Genomic DNA, 2,008 nt, shown 5'->3' on the forward strand with positions numbered 1-2,008 from the left:
GAGAACCCCTCGGCCCTGGGGCAGCGGTCCGATCTTCTCGCGTGTGACGGGATCGATTCCCTCGTAGATGAATTCAACGAGTTCGTGTCCCTCGCCCCGCACGCCGAGTGCACCGTAGCGGGCGTCGATCAGCTCGATCGCAGTGTGCACGATGGTGCGCAGCGTCGAATCCAGATCCAGGCCCGATGTCACGGTGAGCATGGCGTCCACCAACCCGTCCAGACGATCGCGACTTTCGACGATCTGGTCGATACGGTCGCGAACTTCACCCAGCAGTTCGCGTAGACGCAACTGCGAGAGGGTCTCCGAGATCGGCCGGTCCCTGCCACCGGTCCCCATCCCGGTCATGGTTCCCAGTCTGCACCCTCTGACACTTTTATGACATCTCTACGACCGATTCTCAGCTTCAACCGATCATCTTCTCAGCCGTATCCCGGCCGTTCGTGAGTGTGGAGTTTGGAGACGAACACCGCCGCCTGGGTGCGCCGCTGCATACCCAGCTTGGTCAGCAGCCGGGAAACGTAGTTCTTCACCGTCTTCTCGGCCAGGAACATCCGGTCGGCGATCTGTTTGTTGGTCAGTCCTTCCCCCAGCAGGTCCAGCAAGACACGTTCCTGCTCGCTGAGAACCGACAACGGGTCCGTGTGTTCGGCAGCCCCCCGCAGCTTTGCCATCAGCGCCGAAGCGGCGCGCGTGTCCAACAACGAGCGTCCCGCTCCGACCTCCTTGACGGCGTGCGCCAGTTCCATCCCTTTGATGTCCTTGACCACGTAGCCGCTGGCACCCGCCAGGATCGCGTCGAGCATCGCCTCATCCGAGGTGAACGAGGTCAACATCAGGCAATGCAGATCCGGCATGCGCGACAGCAGTTCCCGGCAGAGCTCGATACCGTTGCCGTCCGGCAGCCGCACATCGAGGACCGCGACGTCGGGGCGCAGCGCCGGAATCCGGCCCAGCGCCTCTGACACCGAGCCCGCCTCCCCGACGATCTCCAACTCGGGGTCTGCGCTGAGCAGGTCGATCAGTCCACGTCGCACCACCTCGTGATCGTCGACCAGGAACACCGTCACCATCGTCGGCCTCTCGAGGGGTTGTGCGGGCACCGAAAGCACCGGCCTGATGTGAGTATCGCTCACAGCACCCGGTTGCTGCCGCAGATCAGCAGCGAACATGTGGTCTCACTGAGCGCGGGATGCGCACCGGTGTTCGGGCCGCCTGAGTTACCCCCGGCCTGCCGTTGGCCGACCACCAGAAGCTCGATCAGATCCCGATGTTGGGCAACGTAATTGACCATGTTGCCCGGCGTGATCACGGCGGCGATGTCCAACGAGGGGTGACGCCTGCGCCACCACTCGAGTTGCTTGTCCAATTGCCCTCGAGCCTGGCGATTGATCGCGGTGGTGTTGGAGGCGTCGGCGACGTCGGAGAACCGCGGCCGCCAGTTACCCAGAACTCGCAGGGGGCGATGCCGGAGCAACGCCTCGGCCACCGCTATCTCGAGAACGTTCGCGCGGTCCGGAGAATCATCGAGTTCAGCGAGGATGAATCCCGACTTCGGTGGGTGCGACTGAGCAATGATCGCCACCGGGCATCGCGCGGTCCTGGACACCACCGCCGCCACCGACCCGTAGTGACGCCCGGTGGACTGTCCGATCCCCCGGCTGCCGAGACAGAGCATGAGCGCCGAGTAGGAGGCATTGATCAGCGCGCGGCGGGCGCTGTCCTGCACGATCTCGACCTCGATCTTCAGCGGCAGGTTCAGGGCCTCGATCGCCATGAAAGCTTCGCGGATCGAGATCTCCGCAGTCGCGAGGTCTCGTGCTGCCTGGTCGGCGCTGGGCACGGGCCGTGGCTCGATGGCATACAGGAGGCGTAGCGGAAGGTCGCGCTCCACTGCCTCGTCGACCGCCCACAGGGCCGCTGTCAGTGCCGCACGTGATCCATCGACACCGACAACGATGGCGGGCGAAGGCGGTGGACGATCCTTCATGGCGGTCCTTTCACAACT

2 protein-coding genes and 1 pseudogene are annotated in these 2,008 nt (G+C 64.2%); all 3 read right to left on the reverse strand.

Annotated elements, in window-relative coordinates; all coding sequences use genetic code 11:
- Positions 1–348, reverse strand: a pseudogene (locus ACOJSN_RS11210) (histidine kinase); the annotation flags it as partial.
- Between the two features lie 74 nt (positions 349–422).
- On the reverse strand, positions 423–1,073 hold the full coding sequence (gene dosR, locus ACOJSN_RS11215; protein ID WP_420112583.1) for a hypoxia response regulator transcription factor DosR/DevR: 651 nt from the start codon (positions 1,071–1,073) through the stop codon (positions 423–425).
- Between the two features lie 59 nt (positions 1,074–1,132).
- Positions 1,133–1,990: a universal stress protein gene (locus tag ACOJSN_RS11220; protein ID WP_420112584.1), complete on the reverse strand. Its 858-nt coding sequence runs from the start codon at positions 1,988–1,990 to the stop codon at positions 1,133–1,135.
- Between the last annotated feature and the right edge of the window lie 18 nt (positions 1,991–2,008).

It is taken from the genome of Pseudactinotalea sp. (genome assembly GCF_048594945.1).
In the GTDB taxonomy this organism is placed as follows: domain Bacteria; phylum Actinomycetota; class Actinomycetes; order Actinomycetales; family Beutenbergiaceae; genus Pseudactinotalea.